12 protein-coding genes and 1 tRNA gene are annotated in these 16,024 nt (G+C 37.4%); 3 read left to right on the top strand and 10 right to left on the bottom strand.

The window, feature by feature from the left end:
* Positions 1 to 83 precede the first annotated feature (83 nt).
* The 7 genes from ACKU4N_RS00185 to ACKU4N_RS00155 all read right to left on the bottom strand — a co-directional run bounded on the left by ACKU4N_RS00185 (position 84) and on the right by ACKU4N_RS00155 (position 11,838).
* Complete coding sequence (locus ACKU4N_RS00185; protein ID WP_321319535.1) at positions 84 to 1,637, bottom strand: glycine--tRNA ligase; 1,554 nt, start codon at positions 1,635 to 1,637, stop codon at positions 84 to 86.
* Between the two features lie 217 nt (positions 1,638 to 1,854).
* Positions 1,855 to 2,100, bottom strand: coding sequence for a DUF4834 family protein (locus ACKU4N_RS00180; RefSeq protein ID WP_321319533.1), 246 nt, complete (start codon positions 2,098 to 2,100; stop codon positions 1,855 to 1,857).
* A 640-nt stretch (positions 2,101 to 2,740) separates the two neighbouring features.
* On the bottom strand, positions 2,741 to 4,213 hold the full coding sequence (locus ACKU4N_RS00175; protein WP_321319532.1) for a DUF5723 family protein: 1,473 nt from the start codon (positions 4,211 to 4,213) through the stop codon (positions 2,741 to 2,743).
* Positions 4,214 to 4,231: 18 nt separating this feature from the next.
* A complete protein-coding gene (locus ACKU4N_RS00170) occupies positions 4,232 to 5,893 on the bottom strand; it encodes a hypothetical protein (RefSeq protein WP_321319530.1) in 1,662 nt (553 codons plus the stop codon).
* A gap of 168 nt (positions 5,894 to 6,061) precedes the next feature.
* Positions 6,062 to 8,824 (bottom strand): hypothetical protein, encoded by a 2,763-nt coding sequence (locus tag ACKU4N_RS00165; protein ID WP_321319528.1) that lies wholly within the window; start codon positions 8,822 to 8,824, stop codon positions 6,062 to 6,064.
* A gap of 180 nt (positions 8,825 to 9,004) precedes the next feature.
* Positions 9,005 to 10,537, bottom strand: coding sequence for an L-piperidine-6-carboxylate dehydrogenase (locus ACKU4N_RS00160; RefSeq protein ID WP_321319526.1), 1,533 nt, complete (start codon positions 10,535 to 10,537; stop codon positions 9,005 to 9,007).
* Between the two features lie 308 nt (positions 10,538 to 10,845).
* Positions 10,846 to 11,838: a dihydroorotate dehydrogenase-like protein gene (locus tag ACKU4N_RS00155; protein WP_321319524.1), complete on the bottom strand. Its 993-nt coding sequence runs from the start codon at positions 11,836 to 11,838 to the stop codon at positions 10,846 to 10,848.
* Between the two features lie 373 nt (positions 11,839 to 12,211).
* Here ACKU4N_RS00155 and ACKU4N_RS00150 point away from each other — a divergent pair.
* The 3 genes from ACKU4N_RS00150 to ACKU4N_RS00140 all read left to right on the top strand — a co-directional run bounded on the left by ACKU4N_RS00150 (position 12,212) and on the right by ACKU4N_RS00140 (position 13,958).
* Positions 12,212 to 12,293 (top strand) — tRNA-Leu (locus tag ACKU4N_RS00150).
* Between the two features lie 144 nt (positions 12,294 to 12,437).
* Positions 12,438 to 12,716, top strand: coding sequence for a helix-turn-helix domain-containing protein (locus ACKU4N_RS00145; RefSeq protein WP_156194849.1), 279 nt, complete (start codon positions 12,438 to 12,440; stop codon positions 12,714 to 12,716).
* Positions 12,717 to 12,719: 3 nt separating this feature from the next.
* A complete protein-coding gene (locus ACKU4N_RS00140) occupies positions 12,720 to 13,958 on the top strand; it encodes a type II toxin-antitoxin system HipA family toxin (RefSeq protein ID WP_321319521.1) in 1,239 nt (412 codons plus the stop codon).
* Positions 13,959 to 14,235: 277 nt separating this feature from the next.
* Here the strand turns inward: ACKU4N_RS00140 and ACKU4N_RS00135 are convergent, their stop codons facing one another.
* From ACKU4N_RS00135 to ACKU4N_RS00125, 3 genes are all read right to left on the bottom strand, one after another.
* Positions 14,236 to 14,466, bottom strand: coding sequence for a hypothetical protein (locus ACKU4N_RS00135; RefSeq protein WP_321319520.1), 231 nt, complete (start codon positions 14,464 to 14,466; stop codon positions 14,236 to 14,238).
* Between the two features lie 20 nt (positions 14,467 to 14,486).
* Positions 14,487 to 15,050 (bottom strand): hypothetical protein, encoded by a 564-nt coding sequence (locus tag ACKU4N_RS00130; RefSeq protein ID WP_321319519.1) that lies wholly within the window; start codon positions 15,048 to 15,050, stop codon positions 14,487 to 14,489.
* A 185-nt stretch (positions 15,051 to 15,235) separates the two neighbouring features.
* Complete coding sequence (locus ACKU4N_RS00125) at positions 15,236 to 15,490, bottom strand: hypothetical protein (RefSeq protein WP_321319518.1); 255 nt, start codon at positions 15,488 to 15,490, stop codon at positions 15,236 to 15,238.
* Positions 15,491 to 16,024: the final 534 nt, after the last annotated feature.

Raw genomic sequence — 16,024 nt, 5'->3', positions numbered from 1 at the left:
TCTATTTAGTTGATTCGTTCCGTTAATCCTGAGTTTGGAAATAAATCTAAAATCTCAAAGCTAACATCTCCTGTCTACTCTTTTTATTTCAATTGCTTGAATAATTTTTTCATGCTTACATGATCTTCAATAATATCATACAATTTTGAGATTTCAACACGTTCCTGTTCCATGCTGTCGCGGTGACGGATAGTTACCGTATTGTCCTCCAATGACTGATGATCAACAGTTACACAAAAAGGAGTACCAATGGCATCCTGACGACGGTAACGCTTACCGATTGAGTCTTTTTCGTCGTACTGACAGTTGAAATCAAATTTCAGGTCGTTGATAATTTCACGGGCTTTTTCCGGAAGACCGTCTTTTTTCACCAATGGCATCACGCAAAGTTTAACCGGAGCCAAAGCAAGAGGCAATTTAAGTACCACGCGTTCGTCAACTTTCCCATCTTCTTTCTCAATTTTCTCTTCCTGATAGGCTTCCGACATGATTTGAAGAAACATACGGTCAACTCCAATCGAAGTTTCAACTACGTAAGGAACGTAGCTTTTGTTCAATTCAGGATCGAAATACTGAATTTTCTTACCTGAATATTCCTGATGCTGACTCAAATCAAAATCGGTACGGGAATGAATTCCTTCCACCTCTTTAAATCCGAATGGAAATTTAAATTCAACATCGGTAGCTGCATTGGCGTAATGAGCCAATTTATCGTGATCGTGAAAACGGTATTTTTCTTCACCAAAACCAAGCGCTTTGTGCCAGCTCATACGGGTTTCTTTCCAGGCATCGAACCATTTCATTTCCTCACCTGGACGAACAAAGAACTGAAGCTCCATTTGTTCGAATTCACGCATACGGAAAATAAACTGACGTGCCACAATCTCGTTACGAAATGCTTTACCAATCTGAGCAATTCCGAAAGGAATCTTCATACGACCCGTTTTCTGAACATTCAGGTAGTTCACGAAAATACCCTGTGCCGTTTCCGGGCGAAGATAAATTTTACTGCTTCCGTCGGCAGTAGAACCCATATCAGTCGAAAACATCAGGTTGAACTGACGAACATCAGTCCAGTTTTTAGATCCTGAAATTGGACAAACAATTTCATTGTCAACAATAATCTGCTTCAATTCGTCCAGGTCATTCTTATCCAGAGCCTCAACAAAACGGGCATGTACAGCATCCATCTTTTCTTTGTTTGCCAATACACGGGGGTTGGTTGCACGAAATTGAGCCTCGTCGAAACTTTCACCAAATTTCTTCTGTGCTTTCTCTACTTCCTTGTCCATTTTGCCTTCTAATTTGGCCAGCAAATCCTCAATTAAAACATCAGCCCGGTATCGTTTCTTCGAATCTTTATTGTCAATCAACGGATCGTTAAAAGCATCAACGTGGCCCGAAGCTTTCCAAATAGTAGGATGCATAAAAATAGCCGAATCGATACCCACTACATTTTCGTGCAGTTTCACCATTGAATCCCACCAGTATTTTTTAATATTGTTTTTCAATTCAACTCCCAGCTGCGCATAGTCATATACAGCACTCAATCCATCATAAATTTCCGATGATTGAAACACGAATCCGTATTCTTTACAATGAGCTACCAGTTTTTTGAAAACATCTTCCTGAGCCATAAATCTTATATTTTGAGGTTAATTTTTTAAGCTATTAGCTTTTAGCCATTGGCTATTAGCATTGTATAATTTCCAAAAAGGAAAGGCAAAAATACGATTCAATGGATTTACATCCAATTAATTTATAGCGTTTTTATAGATATTTTGAATAATAAATTTAGGTGAGTGGAATGTTAAAAAGCTAAAGGCCAACTACCAATAGCTATTCGCTTACCATTTAATCATCCACTTCTTCGAAATCAACATAGTCGCCCACATCTTTTTTGTGTGGATCGCCTGTTTTACCCGATGGTTTGTCAATGGTTACTTCACCTTCTTTTTTTGTTTGCTGCTGCTGCTGTTTGGCTTGTTCCTGCATTTTATCGAAGGTTTTCTTCACCAAAAACGGGAATATTGCTTTCAAAATCCACTTTAATATGTAGTAGATCCCAACAGCTATGATTATAAATTTTATAAATGCCATATTCTTTTCTTTTGAAAGGCAAATATAAGCATTTCATTTTTTTTTTTGATGTTCTTCGGCATTTGCTTTTGGGCGTTCCCTTCGGGCGGGCTTTTCGCTGCAACTCCTCGCTCATTCTTCGCTGTGGGGTTTCCACTGCAATCCTTAACGCATGGTATCATTTATCAGGTGAAATTCCTCTTGTCGTTTGGTTCTAATGTTTTATAACCAAATCAATAACGGGAAGTTATGAACTTTTTCTTCGTGGTAAATTGTTTTTTTGACAGGAATTGTCCGTCCTATGTTCTGTTGTTGTTTCTCTGAGTCAAAAAATTCTGTTCTGCGGTACAATCAGAGAAATCTGTGGGTTTTATATGCCCTTCTGCAGGCAAATCAATACGTTCTGCGGCACAATTAGTCCGTTCTGCGGGTAAATCAATACGTTCTGTGGCAAAATATGTAATTCTGCGGGTAAATCACCTCTTTCTGCAGCATTTGACCCCTTCCTGCGCTATAATCACCTAGCCTGCGCGCGGGTTTCAGACTTATTAAGTTGGTGTAACATCCTTATTAATATCAAAAAAAAAGACTGCCCCGCAAGGCAGTCTCGAATTCAAATTGATGTAAACTCTCCGTTATTGGAGTAAAAAAAACGTTTTATTTATTTGTACAATGGCTTCTTTTTGTTTTTAATTTCATCCTCGAAAGAGCATGAGTTTTTGTTCTTTGTTTTGTCTTTACATCCAAACAAAAAGTTGATTCCGAAACGAATATTTGCCAAGTGAGCAGTATTTGGTTTAAGGGCCGCCATTACATTGTCGCTCACCACATAAAACTGTGTTGGGCCTAACTTTGTTGCCAATCCAAATCCAATGTTATTGTACGAGTTGTTTACCACCGAATAACTTAAAGTGGTACTTAGATTTCTGAAAAAACGTGCGTTGGCTGAGAGTGTTAATGACGATTGTATTTTGCCGTTAAAAATTTCGGTTCTGCTTAATGCACCTACATTCACTCTTTTGTTAAGGTCGTGTGTTCCGCCTAAATAAATTTTGGCAGGAAGTCCTACTCTGTAAGAATCTATTCCGTTTGACACGCGAAATTCATCAGCAATAGAATCAGTAAGGTCTTCAAACACATCTTCAATTTCGCGATAGTTTGGATCATTGGAATTTCCCGATTGCGACCAGTCGGCTCCTGTCCAGGTAAACGAACCTTTCTGAGAGAATTCATGACCATCCGTTTTCCAGTTAATCGATCCAATGTCCAATATACTTGCATATAAGCGGGTTTTTTCATCCATTTGGTAAGTCATACCCAAATCAACCGCAAAACCTTTGTTATCGGTATTTGCGAAGAAATCTGCATCGTAATCATCACCATCAATGTCAATGTCATTCACATATCCGTCCGCATCCAAACCGATTTGATTAATTGGCATGGAAACACGAAGACGGTGTTCCGAATTTAAAACAATCTCGTTACCGGAAGCAGAGGTGAATACGGACATGTCGGAATCTTCCATGTGCATGTTGGCTATACCAAACAGCATTTTTCCTTTGATACCAACCGTCCATTTGTCGTTTATTTTTTTCGATACACCCAGAGCAACTTCGTGATAGTAACTTGCATCCAATCCCAGTCCGCCCCAGTTTGCAGTTTTTCCTCTGTATGAGGCGTTGCCGTCTTTCAAAAATGTCACCATTTCCTGATCGAAACTGAAACGGGAATCTTCCTTCTCAATCACATCCAGTGTGAAAAAGTAATCTTTTGCGCGTATTCCGAGGGCAAAAAGAGTCAGTTCAAATTGCTGCGACACAAAATTGGTTGTTTGCAATGCATCGTGAAAGCTATTGATATCAACAACTAAAGAATCTTTTCTGATTCCTGTACCATCTTTAATTATATCGCTGTAAGCAAAGCTGCTGTTGCTGTAATTCAGATAAATTGAACTCAGCGCCGGAAAGCCAACGAAAACTTTGCATTCGGGTTGAATGGCCGGATTCAACTGATTTGACTGAGGAACATTTTGCATTAAATACAAAGTGTTGTTCATTTTTTGGGCTGAAGCCGAAACAGATAAAAACAGAAATATCAATCCTGCTATAGATGTTTTGTATATAAATTTAATCATAGTGGAGTGTCTGGGTGCTTAGTTATTAAGATCGATTTGAGCCTGTACCGAAAGGGTGAATTTGAGTTCGTAACTGCCCTTTAGCTTAACAGGAACGCCACCATTTTCGGTACTTACGCCAGCGTTTATAATTAGGTTTTTGGTTTGGTTCAGGTTTTTTATCTGACTTTGGTTTAATTGTATTTGATGCTCCACCTCTTTTACTGAGGCAGGATCAACTTCGCCGATATTGGCACCAGATGTAAATACGCTTGCCGCCTCAATAACTTGATTGTCCGAAATGGAATCAATTACATGGTAAGCAGCATCGGTAAAGTAAATTTTATCAATTGTTATGTCGAGCGGATAACCGTTTTCAGTAACGATAACCACGGCAGCATTCATAATTTTATCTGCATCGCTAATGTCAATGTCGTTTACTGTATCTCTAAGCATCAGATTTGTTGCCGTAAAATCCAAAGGAACATCAATTTCAATATCTACATTAATTGCAGAACTGCTGCTGATGATGTTTGGAGTTGTTGGTGTTGGAGCAATGGCGCCGGTTGGGTTTAAAGCAATATTTCCAAAATATTCCAATCTGTCTGATGGTGGCAGAGCCATTAAATCTACAATACCGGAATTGTTTTTGTCATAGGTTATTGTTTCTGATATTGCATCGATCGTTAACGGATTTGTAACAGATACTTTATCAGGATAGGCAGGTTGCAATGCATCCGGATTTAATGAGGCTGCAGTTCCATCTGTTGCGTAGCCGGTAATGTCGGCATTAATTTGGAACGGAACTCCAACCGAGTTTTCCATGATAAGATTAATGTGGGGATCAGCAAATTGGTAATCACCTTCAATATCATCCCAAAAATCAACATTCATGTCAAAGTTTCCGGCATCGAGAGTAATGATTTGATTTCCAAAATCACCTTTTGCCAATTGAAAATTGATGTTCTGAACAGTTAGGTTAATTCCCAGATCACCTGTTCCGCTGATGAGACCTCCATTATCTTTAATATCAATGTCAAAAGTGATGTCAACATCGTTATTGGTAGTGTAGGGTGTGTTGAAAAGTAAATTTAGGTTTGGTAAATTCAGCGTTTCAATTTGTGTTGCATTTGAAGCTAAAGAATAAGTTTGATTGATAGGATTGCCACCTGAAGTTCCATTCGGAATTGAAATGCTGATATCTACTTGAGTATTTAAAGGATTTGTTAATCGGAATTGAATGTTTGCATCCAAATCCAATTCGTAAAGTAGTACGCCTGTATTTCCTGTGATGATCTGAATCTGATCGGTTTGCGGGCTCGTTGGTGGAAGTGACGCATATGGAATGCCAACACCAAAACTGGGTAAAGAATAACTTAGATCAATTGCGGATTGGTTGGGGAAATTTAGAACCTCATCAACATTGTAAGAAAAAATATCTTCTTCCATGTATTTGATGTGCAGCATGCCTTCCGCATCAAGAGTAATGGTTTGATCGGCAGGGTTTGCCTCATGCTGATTCAGTAAATACCACAGCGAATAAGTTCCGTACCCAACGGGAACAATCATATTGGGTGTCCAGTCTATTTTATCGGAAAGCTTGTCGAAGTCGTAGTCGTCTCCGTTAAAACAGGATTGCGTTGAAATGGCTAAAATACCAGCAATCAGGAATGGAATAAGGGATTTAAATTTGAATATCATAATAGTTTTAATTTATATGCGTTTATATGCATAGTACCGAACAAAGCACTGAAAGCCCTAATAATTCTATGATAAATTTCAGACATTAATTGTAAATCATGAAAAATCAATAGCTTGCGCAGACTCTTGGTTTTGGTACATGAATATTTAGTAATTGTTGATAAAAAATTATTGTACGGAATAATTGAGAAGGAAGTTTCGGTTATCGCCTACATAGAGATTGAAGGATTTATCGCCGGTTTTCGAAAAGCCGATTGAGAATTCTGTATTTCCTTTAAGTGGAAATCCTTTATGGTTATTTCCCTCTTTATCAATCAAAAAAATCTTGTTCTCATCTTCCAAACAAATTCCAATTTCAACATTTCTTCGCGAGAAGCTGTAAACATTAGGGCGGAAGCTAATATTGGAATCGAACTTTTTTTCGAGACTTTGTTTTCCCGAATCATCAAATATTCTAAGGATGTTATAATCAGCAAACAAATATTCATTTTTGCCATCGGAATCAATATCTGCGGCTACAAAAAAATGTGAATCGGATAGTTGTGTGAGTGTTTTTTTCTCAATCGTTCCATCAAAATAGCAATAGTATATATTTCCGTTAACATCAGTAGTTACCAGTTTGTCGCTGATATTTCCAGCAGATGTTTCCAAAAAGAATGGGTTGTTCTTCGATTTTGAAAACTGTTCTTTACATTTAATTCTTTCTTCGCCACGGCGATTTAGGATGTAAATGCGATATTGATCGGCATAAACAATGTAGTCTTTGTTTTTTACCCGAAAGTGCTGAATTTCGCAATTAATTTCGTTTTCAGATTTATCCGGACTCCAACCGGTAAGAGTCTTGCCTTCTTTCGTGTAAGCATAAATATTTTTATCCTTGCAAGGAATGAAAAACCGATAATTCTTGTTATTGTCGTAATCGAAGATAGAAACACCCTGAACAGCCTCAGCCTTTAGTTTTATTGGATAATTTCCAACATTGTCACCATTTCTATCTACCAGATGAAGCTTGTTTTTAGTGGCAAATAAATACTGCAGTTTTCCATTTTTAAAAAGATCTATTTGGTGAACTTTTCCAACAATTTGAGATTCCAATGCTTTTTTCCATAAAACACGTCCCGATGGATTTAAAAGATGAAGTTGGTTATTGATATCCTGAACCAAAATTTCATTCTCTTTTGTATAATGATTTTGAACGAGATAGGGTTTGTGGGCAAAGCAGGTATCCAACCTCGATTCCCATTCGGTTTGAGGAGCCAACTCCAATATCGGATCGTATTCGATGAATAGGTTGTTGTAGATCAAATTTCTGTTCGAGCTCAATTGCAAGCCAATAGCCTGAAATTTATTTACACTCTGCTTGTGATCTTGAATTTCTTTTTGCAAATCGGCCTTCAGGAATTCTGAAATAAATGAGTTTGCTCTTGGTGTTGAAGCATAAAAATAAAAGTTCGCTTTATTAGACAGGAACTCTTTATTTTCCATATAGGTTTGATTGGTATTCAGGGTTTTACCCAAAACCGATTCTTTAATAAATTCGGAAATAGAGCTGATATCAGGTCCCATCACCATGTAATTATCGATAAAAGTAAAGTAGGCCGATGAGGCGCCTGCAAAGAAGCTTCCGAAAAGCTTCTCCGGAAGTTGATCTTCAGGCAATCTGAAAATATCGAAGCTGGTTTCTTTGTCGAGCTGGTAAGTGCGCATGTAGTAGGCAAGAGTGCGTTGTTCTTTTTTTGCATTGCCTTTAATCATTTCCAGCATTTTTTCCTTGGCAATACTGGCGCTTTTAGTTCGTATGATGGTGAAGCGTTTGTTGGTTTGGCCTTCGGTAAAGGCAATGCCAACTTCTTTATGGATAATAGAATAGATGACTTCTTCGTAATCCACTCCGGTTTTCTTTTTTACAGCGCTGATGTTTTTCAGATATTCGGATAATTGTCCCATCTGATCGAGATACTTACGGTATTTTCCTTTGTGTAAAGGAGCATCGTCAATACCCAGTATAGCTAAAATACTGGTACTCGAAGGAATCATGGATTCCATTTCCATTTTAACAGGTTCTTGTTGAAGGAACAGATTCATCAGGTTGCCTTGCTGAGGATCGCTGTATGTGAAACCGTTTAGCAGGATTATTTTATTTCTGAAACTAAGATCAAGTTCAGTCCAGTTCGCCAAATTGGTATAGTTCCGAATAAATTTGCTGTAATCTTTATCGAGTGATAAGGAAACCTGTTTGGGAAAGGTTTTTAGGTTCAGGAAGATGTTGGCATCCACATTTTTCCCAATTGTACGGCGAATTTGTTCAAAGCCTTTCGAATTACAAATGGAGTTTTCGGTGCTTAACTGCAATACCGAATTTTCGACCAATAACATCGATCTGCTGGCAATAAACAATCCTTTCGAAAATGTAAAGTGAATTCCTTTATCTTTCGGGTTTTGGGGCGGAATGCTAAATAATGTTGTGTTGTGGTATTTTCGTTCCGAAACCGATCTGTCCAGACCAACCCAATTAATGATGGCATTTTTAATTTTCTTTTCTTCCAGATAATCAGTGATCGGTAGGATGTATAGGTATTCAATTTCATTTTTCCCTTGCAAATGACTCGCCATGGTAAATGACCGATCCAAAGATAGAGTGCCTTCCGAATCAAAATGACTGATCAGGCTGTCTATAAACTGAAGATTTTTATTGATGGCAGCAATTTTATCGAATTTGCTCAGCTCTTTCCACGCACCGGTATTGTTCTCCAATTTTGTGATTAACTGCTCCAGACTCTCAAATTGAATAATCATCTCGGAATTAACCGGAATGGCCGAGAAAGGATCTATTCCTTTATATTCGCGTTGTTTTTGAAGGTATAAGTAGCCTAAAACAGTAATTGTCAGAAGCAAAAGGATTAGCAGAGAGGTTAATATTTTTTTCAGCATGGTTAGAAGGTTGCGTGGAAAAGTGATTGATCAAAAATAGCAATTTATCGAATGTTTAAAAAATTATGTGTACGATATCTTTGCAGCAAAGAAAATGCTTGGATGAACCCCTGAAAAAATACCCCGACGGTTGCCGGGGTACTTGCTTTTAAATAATCGTAAGTGTTTGGTGTGTTGTGTCTAAAAATCGAATTTAATTCCTTGTGCCAACGGCAGGTCTACGCCATAGTTTATGGTATTCGTTTGTCTTCTCATGTATGTTTTCCAGGAATCGGAACCTGATTCACGTCCGCCGCCGGTTTCCTTTTCGCCGCCAAAAGCACCGCCAATTTCAGCTCCTGATGTTCCAATGTTTACATTGGCAATTCCACAATCGCTTCCAATAGCAGAAATAAAGGTTTGAGCTTCGCGCATGTTCATGGTGAAAATCGATGAGGATAAACCTTGAGGCACATCATTGTGCAAATGAATGGCTTCGTCGAGGGTTTTGTATTTCATGATGTATAGAACCGGAACAAATGATTCATCCTGAACAATTTGCCAGTGATTTTCAACCTCGCAGAAGGTAGGAACCACAAAATTACCATCCAGCACTTTATCGCCGTAAACAATTTTACCACCTGCTTTTTTCACTTCGGCAATGGCGTGTTTGTATACTTCTACGGCACTGTTGTCAATTACAGGGCCAACCAATGTTTTTTCATCCAACGGATTGCCAATTTTTCCTTCCACCTGTTTGTACGCATGCAGCAAACGGGTTTTCACATCCTCGTAAATACTTTCGTGGATAATCAGACGTCGGGTAGAGGTACATCTCTGTCCGGCAGTACCAACCGATCCGAATACAATTCCCGGAATGGCCATGTCTAAATCGGCCGAAGGAGCCATGATTATTGCGTTGTTGCCACCCAATTCGGCAATGGTTCTTCCCAAACGGGCCCCCACTTTTTCGGCAACCCGTTTGCCTATGGCTGTTGATCCGGTAACCGAAATTAACGGAACCCGTTTATCTTCTATAAAATTATCACCCATTACTGATGATTTTGCAACGATCAGGTTGAAAACACCTTCGGGTACATTGTTGTCTTTTAGTACTTTTTGAATGATGTTGTGACAAGCCAGAGCACACAGAGGCACTTTCGAGCTGGGTTTCCAGATAATCACATCGCCGCAAACCGCTGCCAGCATTGCGTTCCATGCCCAAACAGCTACCGGAAAGTTGAAAGCAGAAATTACCCCCACAATTCCCAGCGGATGGTACTGATCCATCATTTTATGATCCGGACGTTCGGAATGCATGGTGAATCCGTAAAGCATTCTCGATTGCCCCACTGCAAAATCACAGATGTCAATCATTTCCTGAACTTCGCCTAATCCTTCCTGATAAATTTTCCCCATTTCGAGGCTGACTAATTTTCCCAAATCATCTTTGGCTTCGCGAAGCGCATTGCCAATTTGCCGGACAATTTCTCCTCGTTTTGGAGCCGGCATCTTTCGCCACACTTTAAATGCTTCCTGAGCAGTCTCCAGCACCTTTTCGTAATCAGCAGCATCGGCATTCTTTACTTTTGCAATTACAGAACCATCAATGGGAGAGACCGATTCGGTTACTGTACCATGGCAATCGAACCAATTCGTACCGGTTGAAACTCCTTCGTTAATTGGATCAATGCCAAGGCGTTTTAGTGTTTCCTGAACTCCAAAATCTTTCATGTGTCTATGATTTTAAGTTTTTGCCACATGGAACTTACCATTATAATCATCCCCCTGTGCGCAGAAAGTTTTATACATGGACGTTTCATGTTTTTGTATGATTTGTCTTTTGGCGGAAGTATAATTATCCGTCAAAAAGGGGTTAGCACTATCGTGTTTTTACATCGAACCTACAATATAACACTTGTAAGTCTTTTTCCTTATGATATATGTCATGTGATTCGTTTAAATAAGAGTAAAAATAAACCCGAATCGTCTGTGATTCGGGTTCTGATGATTTTGATAATTATAATTTGAGAAATTATATTTTACATCACGAAGTTTCTGAATTGTTTCATGAATTGTACTCTTTCGAAAGCCGCCGGATCATTGGATTTAGACTGACTCATTTTGCCTTTAAAATCACGAATGCTCTCAAATCCATGTTCTTCCATCCATGCATAAATTTCTTTCGATAGAACATCGATGTATTCGGGGCCGTTTTTGTATAGTACAGAGGCCAATTGAACGGCATCGGCACCGGCAAGCAGGTGTTTTATAATGCTTTCGGATGTGTGAATTCCTGTTGTACCGGCAATGGAGCATTTTACCCGTTCCGACATGATTCCTGTCCATCGTAAGGAATTCTTGTAATCGTCTGGTCCCGATAAAATTTGGCCATTGGTTACACTTAAATCTGTAATGTCGAAATCAGGACTGTAAAAGCGATTGAACATTACAATTCCATCCACATTCATATCATCAAGCCGTTTGATTAAATTGGACAGATTGGAATGATACGGGCTTATTTTTAAGGCAATAGGCAAGGCAACCTGATCTTTTACAGTTTTAAGAACATCGTAGTAAATCTGCTCGTTTTCATCACCGGTTCTGTTCATATCCGTAGGAAGAACAAATAAGTTGATTTCCAAAGCATCGGCACCGGCTTTTTCAATTTCCCGGGCAAAATAAGTCCATTTTTGAGCACTTACACAGTTAATGCTCGCAATAATTGGAACCGAAACAGCGGCTTTTGCTTCTTTTATCAGTCTTAGGTATTTACGAACTGTATCTTCCTGATGATCTTCATCCATATAGTCGAAAGTTTCAGGATATACATACGGACGACTGGTCATGGCGAGTATTTTCTCATCCATTTCCATGATTATTTCTTCCTCGAAAAGGGATTTTAGAACGATAGCTCCGGCGCCATGAACTTCCAATTCAATTAATTTCTCAATAGAGTCGGTGAGACCCGAACTTGCAGCTATAATAGGACTGCTTAAATCCAATCCAAGATAATTGGTGGCTAAGTTTGGCATGTCAGAAAATTTTAGTTTATGTTTTGTGTTGATTTTGTTTACTCAAATGTAGTTTTGCAAACAGATTATAACAAATCAATAATCTTTATGCTAATATAGAGAATCCTGATGTGAATTGCCAAGATGTTTTTGTGTGTAAAGTGAGAATTGCATTTGCTTTTTTCAATATTAACCCACTTTTGTTCTTCGATGTTGTTGCCGGAGGAAATAAAACAGCAGGAGTTTGTATGTGATAATTAAATGAAGCTCAGCACATCTGATGTTTGCCCGCTTTGCAAGGATCTTAGGAGTGAGTTTTTTTTGAAAAAAAAGACAGCTTTTGTTTTGCTGGATTGAAACAAACATCTATATTTGCATCGCATTCAAAAGCAATGCCCAGGTGGCGGAATTGGTAGACGCGCTGGTCTCAAACACCAGTGGGGCAACCCGTGCCGGTTCGATCCCGGCCCTGGGTACAAAATGATCCTTTCGATATTTTCGGAAGGATTTTTTTATGGCAAAAAATGGATCAATTTTATTTCTACATCCAATTAAGCTATGGATTAATATATTAGCTATTTATGCTTAAAATGTGTATTTTTAGCTAAAATATTAACTATATGTATTCACTCTCAACAACACCATCAGACATTAGCAGAGCCTTGGCAGAACGCCATAAGCTTTTGCGCAAACATTTAAAACTTTCTCAGATTGAGATGGCTGAACGTTCAGGAGTGTCATTAGGAAGCCTGAAGCGTTTTGAAAACACTGGGAAAATTTCATTGGAATCACTTTTAAAATTGGCTCATCTAATGAATCGTCTTCAAGATTTTGAAAATGTGTTTCAAGCTCAGGAAGATCAATCAGGTATTGAGAATTTATTTACTTCAAAAGTTTAGACAATGGAAGAGACAAGAAACATATTGGTCTCTCTTCAGTTGGAAGGGAAAACTTATGAGGTGGGAGAGCTGGTTGTGAATAACAGACAGATTTATTTTCGATATCATCAGGAGTTTTTAAAGACAGGATTAAATATTTCACCTCTAAAACTTCCATTTACCGGAGAAATAAGCAATGCTGAAAAAGAACCATTTGAAGGGCTTTACGGAGTTTTTAATGATTCATTACCCGATGGTTGGGGCAGATTGCTCTTAGATCGAAGTTTAAGTTCCAAGGAAATTGATATTTATGGATTAACACCTTTGGATCGATTGGCTTATGTGGGCAAGACCGGATTGGGAGCTTTGTGTTATCAGCCACAACAGGAAGGTAAACATGATTTTGATAAGCAATTGGAATTGGATACAATTGCTCAGGAGATGAAGCATGTTCTAAAAGGGGAGAGTACAGAGATGATAGAAGAGCTTTTCACTTTGGGAGGATCTTCAGGTGGAGCCCGTCCTAAAATTTTAGTAGGCTTCAATAAACAAAACAACGAACTGGTTCATGGATATGATCAAATGCAGGATGGTTTTGAAGAATGGTTGATTAAATTCCCATCATCTCAGGATAATCAGGAAATTGCCAAAATTGAATATGCTTACTATCAAATGGCTCTGAAAGCAGGAATAGAAATGAGTGAATGTCAATTGTTTCATGGCAAAACAGATCAAACCTACTTTGGTACCAAGCGTTTCGACAGAACAAAAATGGGTAGACTTCATGTGCATACTGCCAGTGGTTTAATGCACGATAATTTTAGAATGAGCACAATGGATTACGGTCATTTGATGGATTGTGCATTTCGACTCGAAAAGCATGTAAATGCCTATGAAAAAGTTCTTCGGCTTGCTGCATTTAATGTGTTTGCCCACAACCGGGATGATCACAGTAAAAACTTCTCCTTTTTAATGGATGGCAAAGGAAACTGGAAAATGGCACCTGCCTACGATCTTACATTCTCTACTTCGGCTTATGGCATACACAATACTATGGTGGCAGGAGAGAGCAGGAATCCCGGCGAAAAGCACTTGCTGAAATTGGCAGATCATTTTGGAATTAAGAAACCTGAATTAATAATTGAGCAGGTAAAAGAAGCTCTTTCGAAGTGGAAGTATATAGCTCAGGATTGTGGCATCTCAAAACCGGTAATTTCAGAAATTGAAAAGACTTTTAACAAGCTGAATACACTTGGGAATTAATTTATTTTGAAAGAAAACTATTGCAATTGAAAATTATGAAGGTTTAGGTTGGAACAGTAGTTTAAATGTGTTTTTTCACCTTTTCAAAAGAATTATGTAGGTCTCTATTTCCAAAATTAAAGTGATAAGACTTCTCAGAAATATTTCACCTATAAAACAAATCCTCGCAAGAAAAGCCAACGAGGATTTAGGGTATAGTCCCAAAAGAACCCAATCTAAAACTTTCAATTTACTTATTATTAGCGCCTTACTGGATTTACCTTAGGTAATTACACCCTTATTTGTCCCCCTTAAAAACAACACTGGCATCTCTTAATCTTATGTCTGTTGTGATATATATATTTTTATCACTATTCATTCCAAAATTAAAGCCCTTGCTATTAGTGTAATGAATAAAATCTTTCACAAGTGAGTGCATGTATATATTTTCTCTTATGTCGTCTGGGGTATATTCATTTTCTCCATCAAATAAAATTATTCTTTCTAGTATTTCTTCAGTTAGTATCATTTTTTAAATTTTTAGTCTGGTTATTTTTCAGAAATCAATGAATCCTGCACGTTGTCGTAAGTAAAAGAAGATTCTGAAATATTTTTGGGGTCTTGCTGAGGTTTATTTTTTGAATACTCAAGTATCTGTATTCGAGACTTTAGGTTATCGATCTCCTTTTGCATTGATTTATTGTATGTAGATACTGCTATAACTGCAACCATCAAAGACATAACTGGAATAATAATCTGAACCAATTCTTTCATTATTTCTTTGTTCTTATCCCAATTTGCTTTTTTATATTTTTCCGTTTGAAATGATACTATTCCCTTTGTTGTAATAAAAACATTGTCCTTTAATCTTATTAGTCTATTTTGTCTAATTGTATTTACGTTAATACTTAAACATATCTCAGAATTAAAATCTAATGCTTTTATTATTTGGAAAAATTCATTTTTATCAACTTTCAATTCATTCAGTAATGTTTCAATTAAAACTTTTGAATCTTCAGATACTATTCCTCTACTAGCATTTTCGAATTGAAAATCATTATACAAATAATGTAAAATCTTATGCCTAATTATATTTCTTTTTTTCTCATTCATATCCTTTCATTAAAATGAACTGTAATATCAGTCTGTCTACTAACCAAAATCAACTCGCCTAGATTCTTATATTTCTTCATTTTTACAGACAACAACCTAAATTAATTACTTTAAAGTTTTACTTTTTAGATAGTCTAACAGATTGATTATGGGATTTTATTCGATTTTCAATGCTGAAAGTTTCTCTATACTTCTTTTGAATCAAGCCATTCATCTTGGCTTGGGAAATATGGATTATGACCGAAATATGAACCAACAACTTCCTCTGTTGTGTAAATTGGAAACTCTTCAAATAAAGCATCTCGATATTGTTTGTCAATAACATATTCCCCAAATATTAAAATCTCTCTTGGAGGAACACAATTTAAAGCTTCTTCATTTGCAAAGTCATGTGCTTGTTTACCACATGTTAAGCATGTGTCTTTTCTTAATTCTGACATAATTATACAAGTTTATATATTAATCTTAAAATAATCCTCTCTAATTCTAACTTGAAACGGAAAAACAAATTTATTAACACAACCGTTTAATAATCAGTGCTTTCGCAATGCGAAGTAATGCAATATAAATGAGCAAAACAAATCACAAAAACCAATAAGCTACTAACTATAAAAAATTTAGTTAATGTGTTTGGTTTAAGTTATTGATTAATAATAGTTTGTGTGTTTAAAAAAAAAACGGAAAAATATTTTGGGAAATTGATCTTAATAGACTTGTTTCAAAGGAGTTACACTTAGCGATATTGGAGATTTAAGGGGTATTTATCCCGATCTTATCTAGTTCCTATCCCGATCACTTATCCCGCTTCTATCCCGATCGTTTATCCTGCTTAAACGATCTTTTTGATAGCAAAACAGATCAATTTGATTGAAATTTCTGGTTCGCTTGGAAAATAAACCAACGCAGTAAATTAAATGGAATGATGAAGCTAATGCTGATATTGCGACTACTCGGGTTGATCTTTTTAATCAATG

The sequence above is a fragment of the Labilibaculum sp. genome (assembly GCF_963664555.1).
In the GTDB taxonomy this organism is placed as follows: Bacteria; Bacteroidota; Bacteroidia; order Bacteroidales; family Marinifilaceae; genus Labilibaculum.
Note: the sequence above shows the minus strand (reverse complement) of the source record. Positions and strands in the feature narration are given on the sequence as shown.

What these genes read in the sequence shown, in the direction of transcription:
- ACKU4N_RS00140 (WP_321319521.1), top strand. Translation starts at nt 12,720, where the DNA reads ATGGAAGAGACAAGAAACATATTGGTCTCTCTTCAGTTGGAAGGGAAA.
- ACKU4N_RS00170 (WP_321319530.1), bottom strand. Translation starts at nt 5,893, where the DNA reads ATGATATTCAAATTTAAATCCCTTATTCCATTCCTGATTGCTGGTATT.
- ACKU4N_RS00175 (WP_321319532.1), bottom strand. Translation starts at nt 4,213, where the DNA reads ATGATTAAATTTATATACAAAACATCTATAGCAGGATTGATATTTCTG.
- ACKU4N_RS00145 (WP_156194849.1), top strand. Translation starts at nt 12,438, where the DNA reads ATGTATTCACTCTCAACAACACCATCAGACATTAGCAGAGCCTTGGCA.
- ACKU4N_RS00125 (WP_321319518.1), bottom strand. Translation starts at nt 15,490, where the DNA reads ATGTCAGAATTAAGAAAAGACACATGCTTAACATGTGGTAAACAAGCA.
- ACKU4N_RS00155 (WP_321319524.1), bottom strand. Translation starts at nt 11,838, where the DNA reads ATGCCAAACTTAGCCACCAATTATCTTGGATTGGATTTAAGCAGTCCT.
- ACKU4N_RS00130 (WP_321319519.1), bottom strand. Translation starts at nt 15,050, where the DNA reads ATGAATGAGAAAAAAAGAAATATAATTAGGCATAAGATTTTACATTAT.
- ACKU4N_RS00160 (WP_321319526.1), bottom strand. Translation starts at nt 10,537, where the DNA reads ATGAAAGATTTTGGAGTTCAGGAAACACTAAAACGCCTTGGCATTGAT.
- ACKU4N_RS00185 (WP_321319535.1), bottom strand. Translation starts at nt 1,637, where the DNA reads ATGGCTCAGGAAGATGTTTTCAAAAAACTGGTAGCTCATTGTAAAGAA.
- ACKU4N_RS00180 (WP_321319533.1), bottom strand. Translation starts at nt 2,100, where the DNA reads ATGGCATTTATAAAATTTATAATCATAGCTGTTGGGATCTACTACATA.
- ACKU4N_RS00165 (WP_321319528.1), bottom strand. Translation starts at nt 8,824, where the DNA reads ATGCTGAAAAAAATATTAACCTCTCTGCTAATCCTTTTGCTTCTGACA.
- ACKU4N_RS00135 (WP_321319520.1), bottom strand. Translation starts at nt 14,466, where the DNA reads ATGATACTAACTGAAGAAATACTAGAAAGAATAATTTTATTTGATGGA.